The 24,021-nt window shown below is 68.6% G+C and carries 22 protein-coding genes; 13 read left to right on the forward strand and 9 right to left on the reverse strand.

Annotation, left to right across the window (positions count from 1 at the left end):
- The first annotated feature begins 121 nt into the window (after window positions 1–121).
- The 7 genes from ACFXI3_RS30860 (at window position 122) to ACFXI3_RS30890 (ending at window position 8,880) form a co-directional block, all read left to right on the forward strand.
- On the forward strand, window positions 122–1,924 hold the full coding sequence (locus ACFXI3_RS30860; protein WP_378404291.1) for a glycoside hydrolase family 3 protein: 1,803 nt from the start codon (window positions 122–124) through the stop codon (window positions 1,922–1,924).
- A complete protein-coding gene (locus ACFXI3_RS30865) occupies window positions 1,921–3,192 on the forward strand; it encodes an exo-beta-N-acetylmuramidase NamZ domain-containing protein (RefSeq protein ID WP_378404249.1) in 1,272 nt (423 codons plus the stop codon). Before ACFXI3_RS30860 ends, ACFXI3_RS30865 begins: the two co-directional genes overlap by 4 nt.
- 11 nt (window positions 3,193–3,203) lie before the next feature.
- Window positions 3,204–4,958 carry a serine hydrolase gene (locus ACFXI3_RS30870; RefSeq protein WP_378404251.1) on the forward strand — a complete coding sequence of 585 codons (1,755 nt, stop codon included), beginning with the start codon at window positions 3,204–3,206 and terminating at the stop codon, window positions 4,956–4,958.
- A gap of 211 nt (window positions 4,959–5,169) precedes the next feature.
- Window positions 5,170–6,171, forward strand: a complete 1,002-nt coding sequence (locus ACFXI3_RS30875; RefSeq protein WP_344265668.1) for a MurR/RpiR family transcriptional regulator — start codon at window positions 5,170–5,172, stop codon at window positions 6,169–6,171.
- A 16-nt stretch (window positions 6,172–6,187) separates the two neighbouring features.
- The gene (locus ACFXI3_RS30880; RefSeq protein WP_378404293.1) at window positions 6,188–7,117 is read left to right on the forward strand and encodes an N-acetylmuramic acid 6-phosphate etherase; all 930 of its coding nucleotides are present in this window, start codon (window positions 6,188–6,190) and stop codon (window positions 7,115–7,117) included.
- Between the two features lie 91 nt (window positions 7,118–7,208).
- The gene (locus tag ACFXI3_RS30885; protein ID WP_378404253.1) at window positions 7,209–8,285 is read left to right on the forward strand and encodes a HoxN/HupN/NixA family nickel/cobalt transporter; all 1,077 of its coding nucleotides are present in this window, start codon (window positions 7,209–7,211) and stop codon (window positions 8,283–8,285) included.
- Between the two features lie 16 nt (window positions 8,286–8,301).
- On the forward strand, window positions 8,302–8,880 hold the full coding sequence (locus ACFXI3_RS30890) for a hypothetical protein (RefSeq protein ID WP_378404255.1): 579 nt from the start codon (window positions 8,302–8,304) through the stop codon (window positions 8,878–8,880).
- A gap of 61 nt (window positions 8,881–8,941) precedes the next feature.
- On the opposite strand, the gene ACFXI3_RS30895 is transcribed toward ACFXI3_RS30890, so the two are convergent.
- Window positions 8,942–9,394: a carboxymuconolactone decarboxylase family protein gene (locus tag ACFXI3_RS30895; RefSeq protein ID WP_344265677.1), complete on the reverse strand. Its 453-nt coding sequence runs from the start codon at window positions 9,392–9,394 to the stop codon at window positions 8,942–8,944.
- 71 nt (window positions 9,395–9,465) lie between these two features.
- Here ACFXI3_RS30895 and ACFXI3_RS30900 point away from each other — a divergent pair, with 71 nt between their 5' ends.
- On the forward strand, window positions 9,466–10,344 hold the full coding sequence (locus ACFXI3_RS30900; protein ID WP_344265680.1) for a sigma-70 family RNA polymerase sigma factor: 879 nt from the start codon (window positions 9,466–9,468) through the stop codon (window positions 10,342–10,344).
- 2 nt (window positions 10,345–10,346) lie between these two features.
- On the opposite strand, the gene ACFXI3_RS30905 is transcribed toward ACFXI3_RS30900, so the two are convergent.
- Complete coding sequence (locus tag ACFXI3_RS30905) at window positions 10,347–11,222, reverse strand: aldo/keto reductase (RefSeq protein ID WP_378404257.1); 876 nt, start codon at window positions 11,220–11,222, stop codon at window positions 10,347–10,349.
- A gap of 88 nt (window positions 11,223–11,310) precedes the next feature.
- On the opposite strand from ACFXI3_RS30905, the gene ACFXI3_RS30910 reads away from it, so the two are divergent.
- Window positions 11,311–11,880, forward strand: coding sequence for a TetR/AcrR family transcriptional regulator (locus tag ACFXI3_RS30910; RefSeq protein WP_378404259.1), 570 nt, complete (start codon window positions 11,311–11,313; stop codon window positions 11,878–11,880).
- Here ACFXI3_RS30910 and ACFXI3_RS30915 read toward each other — a convergent pair.
- From ACFXI3_RS30915 to ACFXI3_RS30935, 5 genes are all read right to left on the reverse strand, one after another.
- The gene (locus ACFXI3_RS30915; protein WP_378404261.1) at window positions 11,865–13,685 is read right to left on the reverse strand and encodes a helix-turn-helix domain-containing protein; all 1,821 of its coding nucleotides are present in this window, start codon (window positions 13,683–13,685) and stop codon (window positions 11,865–11,867) included. The two genes, ACFXI3_RS30910 and ACFXI3_RS30915, sit on opposite strands and share 16 nt — an antisense overlap.
- Window positions 13,682–14,989 (reverse strand): MFS transporter, encoded by a 1,308-nt coding sequence (locus ACFXI3_RS30920; protein WP_378404263.1) that lies wholly within the window; start codon window positions 14,987–14,989, stop codon window positions 13,682–13,684. The genes ACFXI3_RS30915 and ACFXI3_RS30920 overlap by 4 nt, the downstream gene beginning before the upstream one ends.
- Window positions 14,990–15,023: 34 nt before the next feature.
- Complete coding sequence (locus tag ACFXI3_RS30925; RefSeq protein ID WP_378404265.1) at window positions 15,024–15,773, reverse strand: 3-hydroxybutyrate dehydrogenase; 750 nt, start codon at window positions 15,771–15,773, stop codon at window positions 15,024–15,026.
- A gap of 89 nt (window positions 15,774–15,862) precedes the next feature.
- Window positions 15,863–16,585: an oxidoreductase gene (locus ACFXI3_RS30930; protein WP_378404267.1), complete on the reverse strand. Its 723-nt coding sequence runs from the start codon at window positions 16,583–16,585 to the stop codon at window positions 15,863–15,865.
- Window positions 16,582–17,079: a phosphoribosyltransferase gene (locus ACFXI3_RS30935; RefSeq protein ID WP_116204936.1), complete on the reverse strand. Its 498-nt coding sequence runs from the start codon at window positions 17,077–17,079 to the stop codon at window positions 16,582–16,584. Before ACFXI3_RS30935 ends, ACFXI3_RS30930 begins: the two co-directional genes overlap by 4 nt.
- Window positions 17,080–17,193: 114 nt before the next feature.
- Between ACFXI3_RS30935 and ACFXI3_RS30940 the strand changes: the two genes are divergently transcribed.
- From ACFXI3_RS30940 to ACFXI3_RS30955, 4 genes are all read left to right on the forward strand, one after another.
- Window positions 17,194–17,772, forward strand: a complete 579-nt coding sequence (locus tag ACFXI3_RS30940; RefSeq protein WP_344265704.1) for a GNAT family protein — start codon at window positions 17,194–17,196, stop codon at window positions 17,770–17,772.
- 118 nt (window positions 17,773–17,890) lie between these two features.
- Window positions 17,891–19,870, forward strand: a complete 1,980-nt coding sequence (acs, locus tag ACFXI3_RS30945) for an acetate--CoA ligase (RefSeq protein ID WP_378404269.1) — start codon at window positions 17,891–17,893, stop codon at window positions 19,868–19,870.
- A 137-nt stretch (window positions 19,871–20,007) separates the two neighbouring features.
- Window positions 20,008–20,520: a DUF6319 family protein gene (locus ACFXI3_RS30950; RefSeq protein WP_344265710.1), complete on the forward strand. Its 513-nt coding sequence runs from the start codon at window positions 20,008–20,010 to the stop codon at window positions 20,518–20,520.
- Window positions 20,521–20,710: 190 nt separating this feature from the next.
- On the forward strand, window positions 20,711–21,433 hold the full coding sequence (locus ACFXI3_RS30955; protein ID WP_344265713.1) for a VIT family protein: 723 nt from the start codon (window positions 20,711–20,713) through the stop codon (window positions 21,431–21,433).
- A 1-nt stretch (window position 21,434) separates the two neighbouring features.
- On the opposite strand, the gene ACFXI3_RS30960 is transcribed toward ACFXI3_RS30955, so the two are convergent.
- Window positions 21,435–22,640 carry an MFS transporter gene (locus ACFXI3_RS30960; protein ID WP_344265716.1) on the reverse strand — a complete coding sequence of 402 codons (1,206 nt, stop codon included), beginning with the start codon at window positions 22,638–22,640 and terminating at the stop codon, window positions 21,435–21,437.
- A gap of 44 nt (window positions 22,641–22,684) precedes the next feature.
- A complete protein-coding gene (locus ACFXI3_RS30965; protein ID WP_344265719.1) occupies window positions 22,685–24,004 on the reverse strand; it encodes a peptide ligase PGM1-related protein in 1,320 nt (439 codons plus the stop codon).
- Between the last annotated feature and the right edge of the window lie 17 nt (window positions 24,005–24,021).

The following is a 24,021-nucleotide window of genomic DNA, read 5'->3' on the forward strand; positions in this document are numbered from 1 at the left end:
GTGAGTAGCTTCCCGATACCGGTGCTGCCCGGTGGACGCTTCACGACTCGCGTCCGCACCCGCGGCGGCACGCGACACTGGGAGGCAATTCGTGACGAACCGACTCGCGCGCACGCGGAGGATGCAGGTGTTCGCCGTTCCCCTTGCGGGGGTGCTCGCCGTCGGGGGGTTGAGTTCCTCGGCGTTCGCGGCGCCGAAACACCAGCAGCAGACACCCCAGCAGCAGACGGCGCAGCTCGACGCCGCGGCCGCACAGGCGTTGCGCGGCATGAGCCTGGAAGAAAAAGTGGGGCAGCTGTTCGTCACGTGGGTGAACGGCAAGTCCGCGGACGAGGTCAACCCCAAGAACCAGACCGACTTCGGCGTCGACACCGCCGCGCAGGCCGTGCAGAAATACCACCTCGGCGGCGTCATCTACTTCCACAACACCAGCCGCGACAACTTCGAGAGCCCCACGCAGGTCGCGAAGCTGTCCAACGGCCTGCAGCGCGCCGCGATCTCCAGCGGCGCGCACATCCCGCTGCAGATCGGCACCGATCAGGAGGGCGGCACGGTCACGCGGATGAGCGCGCCGGCCACCGAGTTCCCCAACTCGATGGCCATCGCCGCCGGCCGCGACACCGGCAGCGCGACCAAGGCCGCCACGATCCTCGGCCACGAGCTGCGCGCGGTCGGCATCAACCAGGACTACGCGCCGGACGCGGACGTCAACTCCAACCCGGCCAACCCGGTGATCGGCGTCCGGTCTTTCTCCGGACGACCTGACCTGGCCAGCAGTTTCGTGACCGCGGAGGTCAAGGGCTACCAGGAATCCGGACCGGCGAGCCAGACCGTCTCGTCCACCGCGAAGCACTTCCCCGGCCACGGCGACGCGGCGACCGACAGTCACACCGGGTTGCCGAAGATCAATCGCACCGAAGCGGAATGGCGGGCGATCGACGTGCCGCCGTTCAAGGCCGCGATCGCCGCGGGCATCGACTCGATCATGAGCGCGCACATCCAGTTCCCGAGCCTCGACCCGTCCGGCGAGCCGGCGACGCTGTCGAAGCCGATCATCACCGGCAAGCTGCGCGGCGAACTCGGCTACAACGGCGTCGTGATCACCGATTCGCTCGAGATGCAGGGCGTGCGGGAGATGCACAGCGACGCCGAAATCCCCGTCCTCGCCCTGAAAGCGGGCGTGGACCAGCTGCTCATGCCGGTGCACCTGGACGTCGCGATCAACGCCGTGCTCGCCGCGGTGAAGTCCGGCGACCTGCCGATGCAGCGGATCGACCAGAGCGTGCTGCGGGTGCTGAAGCTCAAGCTGAAGCGCGGAATCCTGTACGCGCCGTTCAACAACCCTTCGCAGGTCATGAAGAAGGTCGGTACGCCGGAGCACCTGGCGACCGCGCAGGGCATCGCCGACCGGTCGGTCACCGCGATCGCCAACGACGCCGGAGTGCTGCCGCTGAAGCAGAAGCCGTCGACCGTTCTGGTCACCGGCTGGGGCGCGACCACGACGCAAACGCTTGCCGCCCGCTTCAACGCGCACGGCACGAAGGCAACCGCGCTGGCCACCGGGCAGACTCCGACCGACGCGCAGATCGCCGAGGCCGCCGCAGCCGCGAAGCAGAACGACGCTGTCGTGGTGCTGACCAACAACCTCGGCGGATTCCCCTTGCAGGGCAAGCTTCTTCAAGCGCTGATGGACACGGGCAAGCCGGTGGTCGCGGTCGCCGCACAGATTCCGTACGACGCCGGATACGCGAACCCGGTGCCGACCTGGCTCGCCACCTACGGCTACATCACGCCGTCGCTCGAAGCGCTGGCCAAGGTCGTGCTCGGCGAGACGAAGCCCAGCGGGAAGCTGCCGGTCGACGTCCCGGCCGGGGCGGACGTGCACACCGTCAAATACCCCTTCGGACACGGACTGACCTGGTGACTCTCAACCGCAGGAATTTCCTGGCCGTTCCGGCGCTCGCCGTCCCAGTGCTGGCGAGCGGCTCGGCGGCGGCACAGGCGGCACCTGAAGCAGCACAAGCTGAGCTGGAACGCCGGGTCCTCACCGGTGCCGAACAGCTCGCCGCGCAGGGCTGGCGTCCGCTCGCCGGACGCAAGCTCGGCGTGCTGTCCAACCCGACGGGCGTGCTCGCCAACGGGGACCACATCGTCGACTCGATGGTCGCGGCGGGCGTACGTCCCGTCGCGGCCTTCGGGCCAGAGCACGGCTTTCGCGGCAGCGCGCAAGCCGGTGGCTCCGAAGGCGACTACACGGACCCGCGCACCGGCATCCCCGTGTACGACGCGTACGGCGCTGACGCGACGAAGCTCGCTTCGCTGTTCCAGAAAGCCGGACTGGACACTGTCGTCTTCGACATCGCCGACGTCGGCGCGCGCTTCTACACCTACATCTGGTCGCTGTACACGGCGATGGTCGCCGCTGCGAAGGTCAACGCGGCCTTCGTAGTCCTAGACCGGCCAAACCCCATCGGCGGAAGACTGTCCGGCCCAGTCCTCGACCCGAAGTTCTCGTCCGGCGTCGGGCTGAAGCCGATCGCGCAGCAACACGGCATGACGGTCGGCGAGCTGGCGCGCTTCTTCGCCGCTGAGTTCCTACCTGGCGAAGGCGTGAAGCTGGCGAAGCTCGAAGTCGTTCAGGTACGCGGCTGGCGACGCGACAGCTTCTTCGCCGACAGCGGTCTCCGTTGGATCCTGCCAAGCCCGAACATGCCGACGCCGGACACAGCGCTCGTGTATCCAGGCACAGGCATGTTCGAGGGCACTGTGTTCTCCGAAGGACGCGGCACGACACGGCCGTTCGAAATCATTGGCGCGCCCGGCCTCGACTGGCATTGGCGCGAGGAACTCGAGAAGCTCCGCCTGCCGGGCGCAGCGTTCCGCGAGATCTACTTCGTGCCCACCTTCGGCAAATTCGTGAATCAGCCGTGCGGCGGCGTACAGGTCACCGTCACCGATCCCCGGGCCTTCGACGCGATCAACACCACCGTCTCGATGTTCGTGACGGCCAAGCGCGTCGCGCCCGACAAATTCGGCTGGCGGCCGGACCACATGATCGACAAGCTGTCCGGATCCGCGCGGCTGCGCACCATGGTCGACGCCGGCGCCGGAGTGGACGAGATCACCGGCGCGTGGCGCGCCGAACTCGCCGACTTCGCCCGCAGACGCCGCCCCCACCTGATCTATCGCTGAGGAGAGCGGCCATGCGTGCTAGGAAAGTGCTCGTCGCGACGTTGGCCGTACTGGTCGCGGCCACGACGACCGCGGGAGCAGCAACGATCGACAACCGACACGGCGGCTTCGCCGGGCGCTTCGACCGTCCGCAGCACGGGTTCGCCCCGGCGAGCACGAAGCTGCGCGACGGCAGCCCGGGCGAGGTCAACCTCGATCCGCAGCCGATCCGCGACGCCGAGCAGTTCCTGAAGAGCTGGACACAGCCGGACGCCAGCGGGCATCCGCACTTCTCCGGCGCGGTCGGCCTGCTCGCGCACGACGGCGTGGTCGTGGACCGCTACGCCGTCGGCGGCGCGCTCCGGTACGCCGACGCCAAGGGCACCGAACTGCCGCCGGAGCAGCAGGTTCCGATCCGTAACGACACCATTTTCGACATGGCGTCGATCTCGAAGCTGTTCACCTCGATCGCCGCGCTGCAGCTGACCGAGCAGGGCAAGCTGGACGTCAACGCGCCGGTCGTGCGCTATCTGCCGGAGTTCGGCGTCAACGGCAAGCAGGACGTCACCGTGCTGCAGCTGCTCACGCACACCTCCGGTTTCGACGCCGACCCGTCGCCGTCGCTCTGGCAGGGCTATCCGGACATCCCCTCGCGGCGCAAGGCGGTGCTCGACAGCCCGCTCAAGAACGCGCCGGGCAGCACCTACCTGTACTCCGACCTCAACATGCTGACCCTCGGCTTCCTGATCGAGAAGCTGTCCGGCAAGCCGCTGGACCAGGTGGTGCACGACCGCATCACCGCGCCGCTCGGCATGGTCGACACCGGCTACAACCCGCCCGCGTCGAAGCTCTCGAGGATCGCCGCGACCGAGTACGAGACCACCCCGCCGCGCGGGCTCGTGCGCGGACAGGTGCACGACGAGAACGCCTGGTCGCTCGGCGGCGTCGCCGGGCACGCGGGCGTGTTCTCGACGGCCGGCGACATGGCCGTGCTTTCCCAGACCATCCTCAACGGCGGCAGTTACCGCGGGCACCGGATCCTGCGCCCGGACACCGTCACGAAGATGCTCACGAACTACAACCAGCGCTTCCCCGGCGATGAGCACGGGCTCGGTTTCGAGCTGGACCAGCCCTGGTACATGGGCGCGCTGGCGTCGCCGATCACCGCGGGCCACACCGGTTTCACCGGCACGACGCTGGTCATCGACCCGGAATCGCGGTCGTTCGCATTGCTGCTCACCAACCGCGTGCACCCCACGCGCACCTGGGGTTCCATCAACCCCGCCCGTCAGGTCTGGGCGACCTCGCTCGCCAAGGCGATGGCCGTACAGCCGGTCGAAGGCCCCGACGCTTGGTACGCGAGCTTGGGAAACAACGGCGTCGCTACGCTCAGCACACAACCGCTTCCAGCGGGTGCGCCACTGCGCGTGTCCTTCGCCGCTTTCGTCGACACCGAGGGCCCGAGCGACCCGTTGCAGCTGGAATCGAGCACTGACGGGGTTAATTGGCAACCTGTTCCGATGCAGGCCTGTGGCCCGGGTGCGCCCGACGACGAGACGCCCACGCTGGGCGGACACGGGCACCGTTCCTGGTGGCGGGTGTCCGCAGAGGTGCCCGCGCCGGCCGCTACCTCGCTCCGGTGGCGTTACAGCACCGATCCGAATTACACGGGTCGGGGAGTTTCCCTCGATAGTGTGAAAGTCACCCAACGCGGCCAGGTCGTTCTCGATGGTGAGCGAAACCCCTCGGAGCTGGCCTCTTCGGGATGGAAATTGAGCACTCGGTAGGCACCCCGCCGCGCATTGCCACCTTGGTGTCCCCACTCAGTGGAACAAGACTCCTTCGCTAGACACACTTAGTTGCCAAGTCGTTAGCTTGAGGTCGTTAACACCGTGGACTCGGTTGGCGACTTTCTTGACAACGATTAATCGCAAACCGAAGTCCGCAGACACGGACGGGTTGTGGTTCTGCCGAAGGATGTGGGTAGCCTTGTCGCAAATGCCAACGGTTAGTAACTTTCCGACGGCGGATGATACCGATTCCGTAGTCAGCAGCGCACCCTCTGAGCACTTCGCAGGTCAGACCGCGGTGCGCGACGCGGATGCGAGCCCCTTGGTTCGCATCCGCTCCCTGCTGCCCGGACTCGCCCGCGCCGAGCAGCGCGTCGCGAAGGTTGTCCTGGAAGACCCGGCCGCTGTCGCGCGCCGCAGCATCACCGAGGTCGCGCTGGCCGCGAACACCTCCGAGACCACCGTTACGCGGTTCTGCAAGGCCGTCGGCGTCGGCGGCTACCCGCAGCTGCGCATCGCGCTCGCCGCGGACACCGCCCGCACCGAGGCGCGCACCTCGCGCAACCTCGGCGGCGAGATCGGCCCTGGCGACGACCTGGCGTCCGTCATCGGCAAGGTCAGCTTCGCCGACGCGCGCGCCGTCGAGGAGACCGCCGACCAGCTCGACGTCGCCTCGCTGCAGAGCGTGATCGACCTCGTCGCCGAAGCCGGCCGGGTCGACGTGTACGGCGTGGGCGCAAGCGCTTTCGTCGCCGCTGACCTGCAGCAGAAGCTGCACCGGATCGGCCGCGTGAGCTTCTCCTGGTCGGACACGCACATCATGCTGACCTCGGCCGCCGTGCTGAAGCCGGGCGACGTCGCGGTCGGCGTTTCGCACACCGGCGCGACCACGGACACCGTCGAGGCGCTGCGGGTCGCGCGCGAGCACGGCGCGGTGACCGTCGCGGTCACGAACTTCCCGCGCTCGCCGATCACCGAGGTCGCCGACCACGTGCTCACCACGGCGGCCCGCGAAACCACCTTCCGGTCCGGGGCGACCGCGAGCCGGATCGCCCAGCTGACCGTGATCGATTGCCTCTTCATCGGCGTCGCACAGCGCCACATGGAGGCGTCGGTCAGCGCGTTGGACGCTACGAGGGACGCGGTCGGCTCGCACCGGCTCGGGGTCAGACCCGACGGTCGTCGTCGTCCGCGGGAAACCGGCAAGTGAACCAAGAAGCGAGGATCTGATGTCCGTCCCCTGCCAGACGGTGCACGTCGATTCGCCCACCGAACAACGAAACCCGCGCACGGTGGACATCGATCTGATGTCCACCATGGGGATCCTCGGCGCGATCAACGCCGAGGACCGCCGGGTGCCGGACGCGGTGGCCGCGGTGCTGCCGCAGCTGGCCCGTGCGGTCGACTACGCCGTAGAGGCGCTGCGCGGCGGGGGGCGCGTGCATTACGTCGGCGCGGGCACCTCGGGCCGCCTGGCGACGCTGGACGCGGCCGAACTGGTGCCGACGTTCAACGTGCCCGGCGACCTGTTCATCGCGCATCACGCGGGCGGTGAGAAGGCCCTGCGGCAGGCCGTCGAGAACGCCGAGGACGACGCGGACGCCGGCGCGGCGGAGATCGCCCACTCGGTGCAGCCGGGCGACTTCGTGCTCGGTCTCGCCGCCTCCGGGCGGACTCCGTACGTGCTCGGCGCGCTCGCCGAGGCCAGCCGGATCGGCGCGCACACCGGGCTCGTCTCGGCCAACCCGCGCGCCGCGCAACCGGCGGGCGTGGACGTGCTGATCGCCGTCGCCACCGGTCCCGAGGCCATCGCCGGCTCGACCCGGATGAAGGCGGGCACGGCGCAGAAGCTGATCCTCACCGCGTTCTCCAGCGCGACGATGATCAAGCTGGGCAAGACGTACTCGAACCTGATGGTGAGCATGCGCGCGACGAACGCGAAGCTGCGCGGCCGCAACATCCGGATCCTGCAGGAAGCCACCGGCATGACCATGGCCGACTGCTCGGACGCGCTCACCGAGGCCAGCGGCGACCTCAAGGTGGCGCTCGTGCACCTGTTGTCCGGCAGCGACGTCGCCCACTCCGCCGAAGCGCTGACCGCCGCGGGCGGGCACGTGCGCAAGGCGCTCGACCAGCTGCACCTGCGCGCCGGCTGAGCTTTACCCGATTGTCCGTGAAGGGCTCCTTGAGGGAATCTGATTCCCTCAAGGAGCCCTTCACGGCTTTCCGGGGAGAGAGAGGACGGCGATGACGCAGCGGCTCACTCGCGGCGACCGATGGTCGATCGGCGGCATGGCGGCCGTGATCCTGCTGCTCAACCTCGTCGGCTGGGGACTTCTGGTGCTGGTCGTCGCGCCGCGGCATTACGCACTCGGCGCGGGCGGCACGTTCGGCGTCGGCCTCGGCGTCACCGCGTTCACGCTCGGCATGCGGCACGCGTTCGACGCCGACCACATCGCCGCCATCGACAACACCACGCGCAAGCTGATGTCCGACGGGCAGCGTCCGCTGTCGGTCGGATTCTGGTTCTCGCTCGGGCATTCGACGATCGTCTTCGCGCTGTGCCTGCTGCTGTCGATGGGTGTCCGCGCGGTCGCCGGGCAGCTGGAGGACGACGGCTCCGCGCTGCACGAGACGACCGGCCTGATCGGCACTTCGGTGTCCGGGATTTTCCTGTACCTGATCGCGATCATGAACCTCGTCGTACTCGTCGGGATCGCGCGGGTGTTCGCCCGGATGCGCCGCGGCGAACTGGACGAGGCCGAGCTGGAACGCCATCTCGACAACCGCGGCCTGATGAACCGGCTGTTGCGCGGGGCCACCAAAGCGGTGCGGAAGCCGTGGCACATCTACCCGGTGGGAGTCCTTTTCGGACTCGGTTTCGACACAGCGACGGAAATCGGATTGCTCGTGCTCGCCGCGGGCGCGGCCGCTTTTGCCTTGCCCTGGTACGCGATTCTCGTGCTGCCGATCCTGTTCGCCGCCGGGATGAGCCTGTTCGATGCCGCCGACGGCGTGCTCATGAACTACGCTTACGGCTGGGCGTTTTCCCGGCCGATCCGGAAGATTTATTACAACCTCACGGTTACCGCGCTTTCCGTGGCGGTCGCGCTCGGCATCGGGACTATCGAACTGGTGACGCTGCTCGCCGAGAAGCTCGACATCACGTCCGGCCCGCTCGCCGCGATCGCCTCGGTGGACCTGGACTACGTGGGCTTCGCGATCGTCGGACTGTTCATCGTCACCTGGTTGGCCGCGTTCGCGATCTGGAAATTCGGGAGAATAGAGGAGAAGTGGGCCGCGCGGCTGGGTACCGCCGACTGACGCTGGAGGGGGCACCGTGAAGAGACAAATGCTGATACTGGCGAGGGCGTTGGCGCTCGTGCTCCGCCGCCAGACCGACGTGCCGCCGGACGGCGTCGCGATCCACTACAGCCGCACCATCCGGCCGATGTTCTGGGTGATGCTGGCGGTGAACCCGGTCGACATCGTCATGGTCGAGGTCGTGGTGAAGTCCGTACCGGTGCGGATCGCGTTGCTGGTAGTGGAAATCCTGGGTGCGCTCGCGTTTCTGGCGATCGTCGCGACCCTCTACAAGTACCCGCACTCCGTCAGCCGGGAGGGGCTGCGGGTGCGGTATCTGTCCTTCTTCGACCACCGGATCCCGTTGGCCAGCATCGATTCCGTCCGGCAGGCGAGCCGATCGCTGAAGGCGCGGGGCGGCGTCAGCGTGCCCGAAGACGGGGTGCTGGCGGTGGGAATCAACCAATCGACCAATCTCTCGGTCGTCCTGCGCGAACCGCGGCTGGTCGATCTCGGCCGCAAGGGCACCGTCGAAATCACTCAGCTCGACCTCTGGGCCGACGATCCGCGCGCCGCCGTCGCGGCGATCCGGGACCAGTTGCCCGCGAACGTGTGAAGCTGCCGGAAGCGGCGACGGATCCCCTCGCCGCCGCGCCCGGCAACACCCCCAGTGCGGTTCAGAACGAGCCGACCGGCTGGCGGATCGCGGCGTTGAGCCGGTTCCACACGTTGATCCCGGCGATGGACAGCAGCAGCGACGAAAGCTCCTTCTCGTCGTAGATGTCCGCGGCGGCGTCCCAGACCTCGTCCGGGACCGGGTCCGTCCGGTCGGCCAGCCGGGTCACGTGCTCGGCCAGGTCCAGCGCCGCGCGCTCGGCGTCGGTGAAGTAGGTCGATTCGCGCCACGCGCCGACGCCCCAGATCCGCTCGTCCTTCTCGCCCGCCTGCTTCATCTCCCGCGCGTGCATGTCGACGCACATGCTGCAGCCGTTGATCTGGCTCACCCGCAGGTGGATCAGGTGGTGCGTGGTCGCGGGCACGGTGCTGTCGTTGGTGGCCTTGCTCAGCGCCATCAGCGCCTTCATCGCGTCCGGCTGCACCTGGATCGGGTGGGTCATCCGAGCCTGCATGGTGATCTCCTCCTGTCACGTCCGCCGCGTTCGGCGGGTCTTGCTGGTAGGACCCGGCCCAAGGAGAAGATGTGACAGTGCGGGACGAAAAACAGGACGAGAATTTTTGGGCGGCTCAGTTCGAGGAGCATCGGCCCAGGTTGCGGGCGGTGGCGTACCGGATGCTCGGTTCGTTCGCCGAGGCCGACGACGCCATCCAGGAGACCTGGCTGCGGGTCACGCGGTCGTCCGGAGAGGACATCCGCAACACCGGCAGCTGGCTGACGACGATCGTGTCGCGCCAATGCCTCAACATGCTGCGCTCGCGCGCGACTCGCCGCGAGGATCCGCTGGACATCCGGGTGCCGGACCCGGTCGTGGAGACCGGGGACGGCGTCGATCCGGCGGAGCAGGAGGTCCTCGCGGACTCGGTCGGGCTCGCGCTGCTGGTGGTGCTGGAGGCGCTCGACCCGGCGGAACGGCTCGCCTTCGTCCTGCACGACATGTTCGCCGTGCCGTTCGACGAGATCGCCACGATGCTCGACAAGAACACCGCCGCGGTACGGCAGCTGGCGAGCCGAGCGCGGCGGCGCGTGCAGGGCGTGACGCCCGCCGGTCCGGCGGATCGAGCCCAGCAGCGCAAGATCGCGGACGCCTGGCTCACCGCCGCTCGTGGCGGCAACTTCGAGGGGCTGGTCGCGCTCCTGCACCCGGACGCTCTGCTGCGCGTCGACACCGGCGGGCTCGGCTCGAAGGTCGTGCGCGGCGCGGCCGAGGTCGCTGGCAGCGCGTCGCAGTTCCGTCCGGTCGGTTTGGTGTCGCAGTACGCGACCGTCAACGGCGGCCCGGGCATCGTCGCCCTGCGCGACGGGAAGCCGGTTTCGGTGCTGTCGTTCACCGTCTCCGACGGGTTGATCACGGAGATCAACATCCTCGCCGACGCCGAGCGGGTCGCGGCGCTGAACTTCTGAGCTCAGCCGAGCCGGTCCAGGGCAGCTACCGCTTCGGCGGGCAGCTGCACCTGGCCGGCGGCGAGGTTCTCGGCGAGATGCGCCGGGGTCGCCGTGCCCGCGATCAGCAGCGTGCCCGCGTAGCGCTGCAGCAGCCAGGCCAGCGCGACCTGGGCCGGGGTAGCGCCGAGTTCGGCCGCGATCCCGGTGACGACCGGGTTTCCGGTGACGTCCTGGCCCAGCTCGAACGCGGAACCCAGCGGGAAGTACGGCACCCAGGCGATCTCGTGTTCCCGGCACAGCTCCAGCACCGGCTCGGTGGCGCGAGCGAGCACGTTGTAGGAGTTCTGCACGCAGACGATCCCGGCTTCGAGCGCGTGTCGGAGCTGGTCGGCGGACACATTGCTGAGCCCGAGCAAGCCGATCTTTCCGGCTTCGCGCAGGGAAATCAGTTCAGCCAGCTGGTCGTCGATGTCGACGAGCTGGTCGCCTTCCGCGATCAGGCCGGGTCCGGCGTCCGCGCGGCGCAGGTTGACCACGTCGAGCCGTTCGACGCCGAGCGAGGCGAGGTTGGCTTCGACCTGGGCTCGCAGCTGCTCCGGCTGTTGCGCGAGGCGGAGCCCTTGCGGTGATTCCTCGGCGCCGACCTTGGTCACCACCACCAGGTCGTCCGGATAGGGCGAGAACGCTTCGCGGATCAGGTCGTTGCAGCGGCCGTCGCTGTAGAACTGGGCGGTGTCCAGGTGGTTCACGCCCGCTTGGTTCGCTTCGCGGAGCAGTTTTACCTGGTCAGCGCGGTCGGTGCCGGGGCGGCCGAGCTGCATCACGCCGTAGCCGATCCGCGCGACCTCGCGGCCGGCGAGCTTTGCGGTGCCGCCTGGAGAGGTGGTTGCCGTCATGAGGAAAGACTCCTGCCGTGGCATAGTTGAAGTTGATGCGGAGGCGCCTCCGTATCACCACCGTAGCAGAACCGGAGGATCCTCCGCTTTGTCGAGCCTGAAGAAACCGCGCGCGGACGCTGAACGCAACCGTCTGCGGCTACTAGCTGCTGCCCGCAAGGCGTTCGGCGAAGGCGACGAGCCCGTCACGCTGGAGCGCGTCGCACGCGAAGCAGGCGTCGGCATTGGCACGCTCTATCGCCACTTCCCTACCCGCGAAGCGCTCGTCGAAGCGCTGTACCGGGACGAGCTGGCACAGGTCGTCGCGAGTGCGCCGAAGCTGCTTGAAGCCGAGAAGCCGCTTCGCGCGCTGCGTCGGTGGATGGACCGCTTCGCCGAGTACGCGAGCACGAAGCACGACATGGCCGACACACTGCGCGCGATCATCGAGGCGGGCACTGTCGACATGACGCAGGTCCGCGCGGAGCTGACCGAGGCTGTGCAGCTGATCCTGGACGCGGGTGTTGAGGACGGGACGCTTCGGGCGGATGTTCGTGCGCAGGACGTCGTCGTGACTGTGGTCGGCGCGTGCAGCATGCGGACACTGCCAGGCGGACCGGAACAACTGGGCCGGATGCTCGACCTCATCCTCGCCGGGGTCCGTCAGCCGCCGAGCTGATGCACGCGCAACGCTAGCTGGATCTCCAGCGAACGCTCGGGTTCACGCCAGTCCTCGCCCAGCAGCGCGGCCAGGCGTTCCATCCGTTGCGCGACCGTGTTGACATGGACGTGCAGGGTTTCCTTAGCCCGCGCCAAATTCCCGCCTGCCGCGTAGTACGCGCGCAGCGTGCCGACGAGGTCGGTGCCGCGGCGGGCGTCGTAGTCGAGGACCGGGCCGAGCGTTGCCCGGACGTAGCCGGACAGGTCGGAATGCCTGCCGAGCAGGACGCCGAGGAATCCGAGATCGGCCATCGCCGCGCCGTCGCCTTCGCGGCCGAGTGCCAGCAGAGTATTAACGCATCGAACAGCTTCAGTGTACGCCTGCGCCAACGCTTCCGGCCCGTTCGCCGGACCGGCCGCGCCGACGGTCACCGGACAGTCCACAACAGACTTCAGCTCGGCCGCGATCCGTGCTGCGGCAGGCTGATCCGGTGCGAGCGCGACGACTTGCTCCGCGTGGACGCCGACCAAATCGCCGTACCGTGCGCACGCCGCAGCGAGTCCGCGTCGAGAAATGCCCGAGGCGTGCGCGACCAAAACCGTGTGCGGCGAAGACAAATCGACACCCAACCGGCGGGCGCGAGCCACCAGCGAACCCGGGTTACGGGTCGGCGCGGTGAGCAGGTCGGTCAGCAGCTCGCCACGCACTTGGTCCTCGGCTTGCGCAACAGAACGGCGCAGCAGCAACAACAACGCCGTGACGACAGCCGCGCGTTCAAAGAGCCGACGGTCGTCCCCGGCCAGCTCCGGTCGACCGGAAAGCGTCAGGCTGCCTAGCAACTCGCGGCCCGCCCGGACCGCGCATACCCAGACATCCTTTGTAGACACTGCGCGGCCATTGGCGTGCGACGAGGCGACCGCGGCAGCGTCAAAAGCGACCGAGGTACCGGCCAGCAGTCCGCCTTCTTCGTCGTGCACAGCGATCGAGCCACGCAATACTCCGGCCACTTCCGCCGCCACCGCGGGCAGATCCGCACCGCCGAGCACGAGGTCCATCAATCGGTCGTGCGCGTCGTCAGCCCGCCGCATCGTCGCGTTGGCCGCGTTCAACTCGGCTGCCGCGGACCGTGTTTCGTCCAGCAGATGTGCGGTGTCTAGCGCGATCGCAGCGTGCGCGGCCAACGACGACAACAGCGCGACTTCCGCCGTCGAGAACGCCCGCGACGACCGGTCGGATGCGTACAGCACGCCCAGCACCTTGCCGCCGATTGCCAACGGCACGCCGAGGATCGCCTTCAACCCCTCTTCACGGACACCAGCGTCGATCGGGTTCGTGTGCCGGAACCGCTCGTCCTCGAAGTAGTCCGCGGTCGCGTAGGGACGCGCGGTCTGCGCCACGAGCCCGCCGAGCCCCTCGCCCATTCCGAGAACAATCTGTTGGAACAGCGCGGAAACCGACCCGTCCGTAACCCGGATGTACGTCTCGCCGTTCGCCTCGTCGTTGAGGCTGAGATACGAAACGTCCACACCCAACAGGGTCCGCGCACGGCGGACGATCGACCGCAGCACCGCGTCCGGATCGCGCAGCCGGGCGAGGTCGCTCGCGGTGTCGAACAACGCGGTCAGCTCGGCTTCTCGCCGCCGGTGCTCGCTGAGCGTCTCGCGGATCCGCAAAGCCAGCTCAGTCGCCGAACCGATCGCCGCGGCCTGCTCCGCGGACAATCCCCGGGCAGCGACGTGCGCCAGCTGCTCGCTGCTCGCTCCGGCGGCGAGCAGTTCGAGCAGCCGGCGATACGCCTCGGCAGTGGGGTCCACACCCGTCATGCTGTCATTGAAGCCTGCCGTTCGGCCGCCGTCTCGCGCAACGACGCGCCGCGCGTCTCGCGGGCGGCAAGCAGCGCGACCAGCGACAACAGGCACATCGCGACCACGTAGACCGAAACCGGCACCGTGGAGTGGTACGCCTCGAACAGCGCCACCGCGATCAACGGCGCGACCGCCCCGGCCGCGATGGACGACAGCTGGCCGCCGACCGAAAGCCCGGTGTAGCGCACCCGCGTCGGGAATTGTTCCGCGAAGAACGCCGCCTGCGGCCCGTACATCGCACCGTGCACGACGAGCCCGACCACGGCCGCGCCGATCACCGACCAGGTCGTGCGCAGGTCGAGCAGCCAGAAGAACCCGAACGACCACGCGGCCATTCCGATCACACCGAACAGGTACACCGGCTTGCGCCCGATCTTGTCGGACAGCAGTCCCCACAAGGGAATCGTCACGAAATGCACCGCCGAGGCGACGAGCACCGCGGTCAGGCCAGTCGCTTTCGGCAGCCCGAGCCCAGTCGTCACGTATACGAGAATGAACGCGGTGATCACGTAGTAGGACACGTTTTCCGCGATGCGCGCACCGAACGTCACTGCCAGCGCACGGAAATGCCCGCGGAAGACGTCGACAATCGGTGCCTGCTCACGTTCGTCCGCGGCCGCCTTCGCCGCGATGAACACCGGCGATTCCGAAACCGCCAGCCGGATCCACAGGCCGAGCACGACCAGCACCCCGGAGAGCAGGAACGGAACCCGCCAGCCCCACGCCTGGAAAGTCGCGTCCGACTGGGCGGACGCCAGGATCGCGAGCACCGCGGTGGCCAGCAAGTTCCCCGCCGGAACGCCGGTCTGCGGCCAGGACGCCCAGAACCCGCGCCGCCGGTCGTCGCCGTGCTCGGAAACCAGCAGCACCGCGCCGCCCCACTCGCCGCCGAGGGCGAAGCCCTGGATCAGCCGCAGCAGCGTCAGCAGCACCGGCGCGAGCACGCCGACCGCGCTGTACGTGGGCAGCAGACCCATCGCGAACGTCGAGCCGCCCATCATCAGCAGGCTCACGACCAGCAGTTTCTTGCGGCCGATCCGGTCGCCGAAGTGCCCGAACACGAGCCCGCCGATCGGCCGCGCGAGGAATCCGACAGCGTAGGTGAGCAACGCCAGCAAGGTGCCGGTGAGCGGATCGGCGGTCGGGAAGAACAGCTTGTTGAAGACCAGCGCGGCGGCCGAGGTGTAGAGGAAGAAGTCGTACCACTCGATGGTGGTTCCGATCAGCCCGGCTCCGACGACGCGCAGCAGCTTTTTGTCCATAGTGGACTCCACTCCGTTGTGGGGAAAGGGGAATTCAGCCAGCGGTCCAGCCGCCGTCAACGGGAAGCGACGCGCCGGTGACGTGTCCGGCGGACTCGCCGCACAGCCACACCACGAGATCGGCGACGTCCTCGGGCTCGATCAATCGCTTGATCGCGGCCCGGCGCAGCAGAACCTCTTCGAGCACTTCTTCCGGCGGCACCCCGTGCTCGGCCGCCTGCGCTTCGATCTGTCCGGTGACGAGCGGCGTACGGACGTAACCCGGATTCACGCAATTGCTGGTCACACCGTGTTCCGCACCTTCGAGAGCGGCCACTTTGGACAGTCCCTCAAGGGCGTGTTTCGCCGTGACGTAAGCGGCTTTGTAGGGACTCGCCCGCACGCCGTGCACGCTGGACATGTTCACGATCCGTCCCCAGCCGCGCGCGTACATCGCGGGCAAGCACTGGCGGATCAGCAAAAACGGCGCAGTCACCATCAACGACTGAATGAAGGCGAACCGCTCCGGCGGAAATTCCGGCAACGGCGCGACGTGCTGTACGCCCGCGTTGTTGACGAGCACATCGACGTCCGCGGGCAGGGTCTCCAGCGCCGCCGGGTCGGTCAGGTCCACCACGTGCGCCTGCCCGCCGACCTCGGCAGCCGCCGCCTCCGCCCCGGCGACGTCCACCACGTGCACCTTCGCCCCGGCCGCGCCGAACGCCCGCACGCAGGCCAGCCCGATGCCGCTGCCGCCGCCGGTCACCAACGCGGTGCGGCCGGCGAGGGAACTGTCACTGGTCATGGCCGGAAACAGTAAGTCGCTCCGACCAGGGCGACCATGGGTCAACCCACCACAGAACGCCGTTCGGCGATGTGGTCAGGCCACACTGGTCAGCCAGCGGCCGAGGAGATGCTCCGAGCCTCGTTCGCGCCGGTTTCAAAGGCCTCGCAACAGAAGAGCAGCCACTCGCGCACGCCGTCCGACGTCCCGGCAGCGAACCCCTGCGCCAGTTCGACATACCGCGGAACGCGCCGGAAGTACGCGACCTCCGGCACCGTCAACGCCTTCGGGTCGAGCCCGGTCGCGACCATCGACAGCCGCGCCGCCGCCCGGGCGACCACTCCGTCCGCCGAACCGAACGGGGCCAACGCCAGCAGTTCGCCGTGCACGACCGCGGTCAGCACCGGCCCGGGCACGGAAGTCGCCCCGGTGACGAGCTGAGCCAGCAACTCCAGCCGCTCGCCGCCTCGCTGCGGACGGCCGAGCTGATCCGGATCGGAGACCACATCGGACGCGGCCAGCAGATGCAGCCGAGCCAGCGTCTGCAACGGAGCCCGCCGCCAGGTCGGCAGCAGCGACTCGAGTTTTTCCGCCACCCGCAACGATCCGGCGAGCAGCGCGTCGGTCACCGAACCGTCTTCCGGCAACTCGGGATTGGCCCCGTCGATCCCCGCCGAAGCCCGCGCGGCCCGGACCGAAGCCTCGGCCGCGGTCTCCGCTCCGCCACGCAGGTTCGCGGGAAGCCGGTGCACGGCGAAGATCGCGTCCTGCGCCGCCTTGGCCGCCGCGGCGACGCCGTCCAGCTCCAGCAGCGGCTTCAGCGGGTCACTCATGCGTCCAGCACCTGCCCAGCCCGCTCGACCACCGGAGGCAGCACCGACCACGGGAAGTTGATCCACCGGTCAGTCCGCTTCCACACGTACTCGCACTTCACCGTCGAAGCGGGCTTCTCGTAAACCACCGCGCACCGCACGTCCGCGACGTGGTCGGCGCAGAAGTCGCGGACCAGCTTGAGCGTCGCCCCGGTGTCCGCGACGTCGTCGGCGACCAGCACCTTCTTGTGTGTGAGATCCACCACGTTGGGCACCGGCGGCAGCATGACCGGCAGGTCCAGCCGCTGGTCGACGCCGGTGTAGAACTCGACGTTCATCACGTGCAGGTTCTTCACGTCGAGCGCGTACCCGAGCGCGCCGGCGACGAACAGCCCACCGCGCGCGATGGAGAGAATGAGATCGGGGACGAAACCGTCCGCGGCGACCTCCTGAGCCAACTCCCGGCTCGCCGAACCGAACAACTCCCAGGTGAGGTTTTCTCGTTCCTCGGCCATGCGCGCTCTCTTTCTCCGGGTGCTCCAGGGAGCATAAGCGGCCGAATAGTGGACTGCTGAAATGACCGGTAAATGGCACTTCGGCACTGCCACTTGCCGACGTAGCGTGATCGCGTGACCTGGAGCGAGCACCCCGTCCTGTCCGGCCGCCACGTACGGCTCGAACCCCTCACGCCCGAGCACGCGCCCGGCCTGCTGGAGGCCGGAGCCGACCCGGGCATCTGGGCCTGGCTGAGCGTCCGCCAGCCCGCCGACCTCGGCGAAGCCGAGACGATGGTGAAGAACGCGCTCGCCGACCCAGACCGCCGCCCGTGGGCGCAGATCGACGTCGCGTCCGGCCGCGTCGCGGGCACCACTTCTTATTACCAGGTAGTAGCGAAACACCGGATCCTCTCGATCGGGCACACCTGGATCGGCGCGGATTTCCAGCGCACCGCACTCAACACCGAGTCCAAATTCCTCCTGCTGCGCAACGCCTTCGAGGACTGGGGAGCCCAGCGCGTCGCGTGGGAAACCGACAACCGCAACCTCCGTTCGCAACGCGCCATCGAACGGCTCGGCGCGCTGCGCGAAGGGGTGTTGCGGGCGCATCGGATCCGTCCGGACGGCACGACCCGCGACACGGTGCTCTACTCGATGACGGACGCCGAGTGGCCGGGCGCCCGTGCCCGGCTGCTCGCCCGACTCGGCTGAGCCTCGCCGCACGTCGCTTGGAGCTGTGCGCGCAACGTGGCTGCAACCTTGTCGTAGGCGGACTAACGTCGCTAGCGTTCCCTGAGCCGCGGGTTCGCACTACAGGAGGCTTTGCACCATGACCGAGCAGTCCCCAGCGTTGGACAACCTGCTCACGGAGAGCCGCACGTTTCCTCCCAGCGAAGAGTTCGCTGGTCAGGCGAACGCGAAGGCCGAGTTGTATGCGACGGCGGACGCTGACCGGGAGCAGTTCTGGGCCGGGCAGGCAGAGCGGCTGTCGTGGGACACCAAGTGGTCCCAGGTATTGGACTGGACCAATGCGCCGTTCGCGAAGTGGTTCGTGGGCGGGAAACTGAACGTCGCGTACAACTGCGTGGACCGGCACGTCGAGTCCGGGCACGGGGACCAGGTCGCGATCCACTGGGTCGGCGAGCCGGGCGACACGCGCGACATCACCTACGCGCAGCTGAAGGACGAGGTCTCGAAGGCCGCGAACGCGCTGTCGTCGCTGGGCGTCGTGGCCGGGGACGTCGTGGCGATCCAGCTGCAGATGGTCCCCGAGGCGATTTTCGCGATGCTGGCGTGCGCGCGGATCGGCGCTCTGCACAGCGTGGTGTTCGGCGGCTTCTCGCCGACGGCGCTGCGCGCGCGGGTGGACGACGCGGCCGCGAAGGTCGTGATCACTTCGGACGGTCAGTACCGCCGGGGCAAGGCCGCGCCGATGAAGGCAAATGTCGACGAAGCCTTGCAGGGCGCGGAAACCGTGCAGAAGGTCATCGTCGTCAAGCGCACCGGCAGCGACCTCGAAGGCGAGACGCCGTGGACCGAGGGCCGCGACCTCTGGTGGCACGAACTGGTCGACGGACAGTCCGCTGAGCACAAGCCGGAAGCGTTCGATTCCGAGCACCCGCTGTTCATCCTGTACACGTCGGGCACCACGGGTAAGCCGAAGGGCATTCTGCACACCTCCGGCGGCTACCTGACCCAGACCGCGTACACGCACAACGTCGTGTTCGACCACAAGCCGGGCGAAGACGTCTATTGGTGCACAGCCGACATCGGCTGGATCACCGGGCACTCCTACATCGTGTACGGGCCGCTGGCGAACCGCGTGACCCAGGTCGTCTACGAAGGCACGCCGAACACTCCGCACGAGGGCCGGCACTGGGAAATCATCCAGAAGTACAAGGTCTCGATCTACTACACCGCGCCGACGCTGATCCGCACCTTCATGAAGTGGGGCGAGGACATCCCGGCGAAGTACGACCTGTCTTCGCTGCGGGTGCTGGGAAGCGTCGGCGAGCCGATCAACCCCGAGGCCTGGATCTGGTACCGCGAAAAGATCGGCGCGAACAAGACGCCGGTCGTGGACACCTGGTGGCAGACCGAAACCGGCGCGATCATGATCTCGCCGCTGCCCGGCGTCACCGCCGCCAAGCCGGGTTCCGCGCAGCGCGCGCTGCCGGGCATCTCGGCGAAGGTCGTGGACGACACCGGCACGGAGGTGCCGCACGGCGGCGGCGGATACCTGGTGCTGGACAAGCCGTGGCCGTCGATGCTGCGCGGCGTGTGGGGCGACGACGAGCGCTTCCGCGACACCTACTGGTCCCGCTTCTCCGAGCAGGGCTACTACTTCGCCGGCGACGGCGCGAAGTACGACGGAGACGGCGACATCTGGCTGCTCGGCCGCGTGGACGACGTGATGAACGTGTCCGGGCACCGGATCTCCACCACCGAGGTCGAGTCCGCTCTCGTGTCGCACCCGACGGTCGCCGAGGCCGCGGTCGTCGGAGCGACCGACCCGACGACCGGACAGGGCATCGTCGCGTTCGTGATCCTGCGCGGCAACGCCGTGGACGGAGGAGACGGCGCGGTGCAGGAGCTGCGCAACCACGTCGCGAAGGAGATCGGGCCGATCGCGAAGCCGCGGCAGATCATGGTCGTGGCCGAGCTGCCGAAGACCCGCTCCGGCAAGATCATGCGCCGGCTGCTGCGCGACGTCGCGGAGAACCGCCAGATCGGCGACGTCACCACGCTCGCCGACTCGTCGGTCATGGACCTCATCTCCTCCGGACTGAACTCCGGCAAGGAGGAGTAAGTTCTTCACCGTCAGGAAGGGACTCTCCCGGCTGGGAGGGTCCCTTCCTGCATTGATCCCCCAGAAGTGCGGGCATCGAACGCATGTTCTAAGATGCCCGCGTACCCAACCCAGATCCGGGCAAGGAGACGACACGAATGTCCGTGGAAGCCTTGACGCACGACGAGGACACTGCGGCCGAGACGGCGGCGGCGTCATCGCCGCAGGCCGCCGCCACCCCGGAGGCCCCGGAAGTCGCCGAGCCCGCTGCCGCCCCGGCGGCTTCGGACTCCGCCCCGGCGGACGCCGCGAAGCCGGAGTCCGCTGAGGAGACCTCGGCCGTCGACTCGCCGAAGCCGAAGCGCGGCCGCCCGAAGGCCGCGGCGTCGACGGCGAAGAAGACCCGCACCGTGGAGCTGACGCTGACCGTCACCGGCACGGCCGACGGCGAGTGGCAGGCCGAGCTGAAGAACGGCGCCAAGTGGGTCGCGAAGGGCCTGGCGGTCCCGGCCGCGGCGGTTTCGCGTGCGGCCAAGGAACTGCACGAGGAGCTGTCCGGCCCGATCGACGAGGTCATCAACGCCGCCCGCGAGGCGCAGGCCGCGAAGGTCGCGCAGCTGGAGGCCGAGCTCGAAGCCGCGAAGGCGGCGCTGGCCGAACTCGACAACTGAGCTAGACCCGGTTCGCCCGGGTCCGGTGTCCACTGTGGCGCCGGACCCGGGCGTTCGTCGTTTCAAGCCCACGAAAGTCACCGGAGCTGGTCAGGCAAGGCACAATTCATTGAGGATTGCCTTTCTTAACCGCATTCCAGCAGTATGGGAAAATGTCGCGCGGAAACAATTTCCGTGATTCACTGAAGCGGTGACCGAAACGATGGGCGACGCGGTGCACGCGCACGAGCCGCACGAGGACCTCGGCGGCAAGCTGAACTGGCTGCGCGCCGGGGTTCTCGGCGCGAACGACGGGATCGTGTCCGTCGCGGGCATCGTCGTGGGCGTCGCGGGAGCCACCGCGGACAGCACCACGATCCTCACCGCCGGAATTGCCGGTCTCGTCGCCGGCGCGTTTTCCATGGCGGGCGGGGAATACGTGAGCGTGAGCACCCAGCGCGACACCGAACGCGCTCTGCTGCGGCTCGAGAAGCACGAACTGAAAACGATGCCGGAGGCCGAGGAGCGCGAACTCGCGCAGATCTACGAGGACAAGGGCCTCTCGCCGGAGCTGGCGAAGCAGGTCGCGCGCGAGCTGACCGACAAGGACCCGCTGCAGGCGCACGCGGAGGCCGAACTCGGCATCGACCCGGACAACCTGACCAGCCCGTGGCAGGCGGCGTGGGCGTCGCTGCTGGCGTTCTCCGTCGGCGCGCTGCTTCCGTTGCTGGCGATCGCCTGGACGTCGGTCAGCGTCCGAGTCTGGGCGTGCGCGCTGGCGGTGGTCGTCGGCCTCACGCTCACCGGGTTCGTGAGCGCGAGGCTCGGCAACGCGCAGGTGGGGCGCGCGATCGCGCGCAACGTCGGCGTCGGCGCCCTCACCATGCTCGTCACTTACTTCGTCGGGGTGCTTTTCGGCACCACTGTGGGTTAGCTCAGCATTCTTCGACGCCCGGCACGGCAGGCACCGGCCGCGCAGGGGCCCGGCGCAGTTCGGCGAGGGCGCTGCCGATCGTGAACAGCAGCGTCAGCGCCGCCGCGCCGATCAACGCGGTGACCGGGGTGAACGAAGCGAGCGCCAGCGCCGTCAGCGTCGCGGTGAGTGTGTAGCCGACGCCCTGCACCGCGTACATCACCGAATAACCACCCGTGTGCGCCTCCTCGGGAAGCGCGTCGCGGAGCGAGAGGTTCCGGGTCACCGCCACGGCAGCCTGGCACAGGCCGCCGATGACCAGGACGACGCCGATCCCGACCAAGCCGGGCACCACCGCGATCAGCGCCACGCAGGCCGACATGCCGACCAGCAGCACCAGGCTCTGCGTCCGCACCGCACCGGGCCACTTCCGCAGTCCGTAAAGGAACGCGCCCAGCGCGCTCGATCCGGAGAACACCGTCAGCAGCACGCCGGCCCAGCCGGTCTGCAGATGCCGGAATTCCAGCAGGGGCGTGAGAATCAGCTCCGCGGCCGACAGCAGAGCCATCGACGCGGCGCTGGTCAGGTAAATCGGCCAAGCCGACAACAGCTGACGGCCGTGCCCACGAGTCTTCGCCGTCGCCTTCGCCGGTGTCGCGGCACCGGCTGGCCCCGGCAACAGCGGCAAGGTCACCGCCGCTACCGCCATCGCCACGGCGGCCAGCACGAGCGGCACCGCGGCACCGGCCCACAGCGCCAGCGAAACCGCCAGCCCTGGTGCGATGGCCCAGATCGCCTGGGTCAGCGTGGACTCGGCGCTCAACGCCGACGCGACGACGTCCTCGTCGACCAACCGGGTGAGCATCGCGCGCATCCCGCCCGGGCTCGCGGCCGGACCGGCGCCGGCGAGCGCGGCCAGCACCACCAGTACCGGGTCCGGGGCCGAGGAAACGAACGCGAGCACCCCGAAGGCGAACGCGCCCGCACCCAATCCGAGCGCCAGCCCCGGCTTGCCCCTGCTGACCGGCAGCGTGCCGATGAACAGGGCGCCGAGCACCTCGCCGACGACGTAGGCCGCGGCGAGGGTCGCGCCAAGCGAATAGCCGCCCGGCCGGTCTCTGGCAAGGAAAACCAGCCCCAGCGGCGCCATCGCGATGGGCAGCCTGGCCACGATCGCGACCAGCGCCCACAGGATCACCGACTTCTTGGCCAGGCCCCGATAGCCCATGAACCGCGCCTCCGTTCCTCGATCCGATCTGTACGGAGCAGTCCTCAGCCGAACCGGAGTTCCCCGATCCGGTTTTCCAGCTCGGTGGCGTGTTCCACGCTCGCCGCGATCAGGCAGTACTCGACGGTCCCGCCGGTGACGTCGTCCGACGTGAGCACCACGCCGGTGCGGCGGCCGCGGTCGAACGCGAGGCCGGCGCGCCGCAGCGCGGCGAGTGCTTGATCGAACGAGGGCACCGGCCAGAAGTGTCGTTGCATCACCACCCGCTCGTCCAGGAACGCTGGGCCGATCAGGTGCTGCGCGATCCGGGTGACGTGGGTCGATCCGCCGACCCGGCCGTTGACCTCGTTGAGCAGCACCTCGCCCGCCGGCGTGACGATCCCGTCGATGCTGATCAGCCCGCGGTAGCCGATGCCGCGGATGGCCTGGCACAGGTTTTCCGCCGCCTCGAGGTATCCCGGCCAGCCAGGGTGCGCCGCGGACTGCGCCGGGATCACCAGGCCGTTGAAGATCGGCTTGGTCAGCATTTCGCCGTGGCCGAACAGCGAGACCCCGTCGTCGGTGATGCTCATTTCGACGTACACCGGGGTGCAGTCCGGCACGTAGTGCTCCACCACGACCCGGCGCCTGCCCTCGCCGGAGTACCACGGCCAGCGCCGGGAGACCAGCTCGTGCAGCGCCGCCCGGTCCGGGACGGTGAGCACCTCGGCGGCTCCGATCGGCGCGACCCCGTCGTACGGGCTCAGGATTTCGTTCCCGTAGCCGCCGACGTGCTGATCCTGTTTGACGATCGCGCACCGTCCGCTGGAAAGCAGCTCCCACAGCCAATCCTCGGTGGCCGCGGCGTCCGCGGTCACCCGGCCTTCGGGGATCGGGCAGCCGGTGCCGCCCGCCAGCGCCCGGAAGACCGACTTGCTGTTGAGCAGGTCGCTTCCACCCTGCCCGACAAAGCCGAATCCGGGAGTGTCCGCGGCCAGCCCGTGCCGCCGGGCCAGCCGGACCATCACCGCGTCGAAGATGATCGGGAACAGCCGGGTGGCTCCGGTTTCCTCGATCGTCTCGGCCAGCACCCGGGCGAAACCGCTGTCCTCGAAACGATCCGCGGAAAGGACGTCGAGTCCGAACCGGCCCGGCGGGGGCGTCAGGATCCGCACCTTGCCGAGGTCGATGTCCATCAATTCGGTGAGGTACCGCGCGAAGGACTCGCTCGGCGGATGCGGCACCACGACGGTGTCGCCCTCGCCGACGTAGAAAAGCATGCGCTGGGCGGTGTATCCGGCGAGCCGGCGCTGCTCGGCGGTGAGCACGGCGAGGTCGCCGACCATCTGCTCGGTGCGGTTGTTGGCCACGAAGAGAGTGGGCATGTCGCTTCCTTTCGCGT

It is taken from the genome of Amycolatopsis sp. NPDC059235, assembly GCF_042754125.1.
Classification (GTDB): Bacteria; Actinomycetota; Actinomycetes; order Mycobacteriales; family Pseudonocardiaceae; genus Amycolatopsis; species Amycolatopsis albidoflava.